The following is an 814-nucleotide window of genomic DNA, read 5'->3' as shown; positions in this document are numbered from 1 at the left end:
TGGCGCGCGGCTTGAAGCGCATCCGGCCCGAACTCGACGTCTATCTGCTTTCCGACCGGCAAGTCGAAAAGATCGCCGGAGATCCGACGGCGGATGCGGTGCGGCGCGTGTTTTACGCGGTGGAGGAGCCGCTGGAGATGCATCTCGCGATCCTCGAAGGGGTGCAGGCACGCTATGAAACGCCCTTCTTCGACAATCTTAAGAAATATGCGCGACGGCCCATCGGTACATTTCATGCGCTCCCCATCGCGCGCGGCAAATCCGTCTTCAAGTCTGACTGGATCCGCGACATGGGCGAATTCTATGGGCTCAATCTGTTCCTTGCGGAAAGCAGTGCGACGACGGGTGGTCTCGATAGCCTTTTGGAGCCCACAGGTACGATCAAACGCTCTCAGGAGCTGGCGGCACGTGCCTTTGGCGCTGACCACGTCTTCTTTGTGACGAACGGCACCTCCACCTCCAACAAGATGGCCGTGCAGGCCCTTCTGGCGCCCGGCGACATTGCGGTAGTCGATCGCAACTGCCACAAGTCGCATCACTACGGCATGGTGCTGACCGGCGCGCAGCCCTACTATGTCGAAGCGTTCCCGATGACCGAGTACTCGATGTACGGCGCCGTGCCGCTTGCGACGATCAAGCGAGCGCTTTTGACGTTAAGGGCGGAAGGGCGTCTGGACCGGCTGAAACTGCTCGACCTCACCAACTGCACCTTCGACGGGCACATGTATAACGTCAGGCGCGTGATGGAGGAGTGTCTCGCCATCAAGCCGGACCTCATCTTCCTCTGGGATGAAGCGTGGTCCGGATTTGCCCG

1 pseudogene is annotated in these 814 nt (G+C 60.2%); it reads left to right on the top strand.

What is annotated here, in order from left to right:
* Nucleotides 1–814, top strand: a pseudogene (locus tag IB262_RS35415) (decarboxylase); the annotation flags it as partial.

It is taken from the genome of Ensifer sp. ENS02, from assembly GCF_014851885.1.
GTDB lineage: Bacteria > Pseudomonadota > Alphaproteobacteria > Rhizobiales > Rhizobiaceae > Ensifer > Ensifer adhaerens.
Note: the sequence above shows the minus strand (reverse complement) of the source record. Positions and strands in the feature narration are given on the sequence as shown.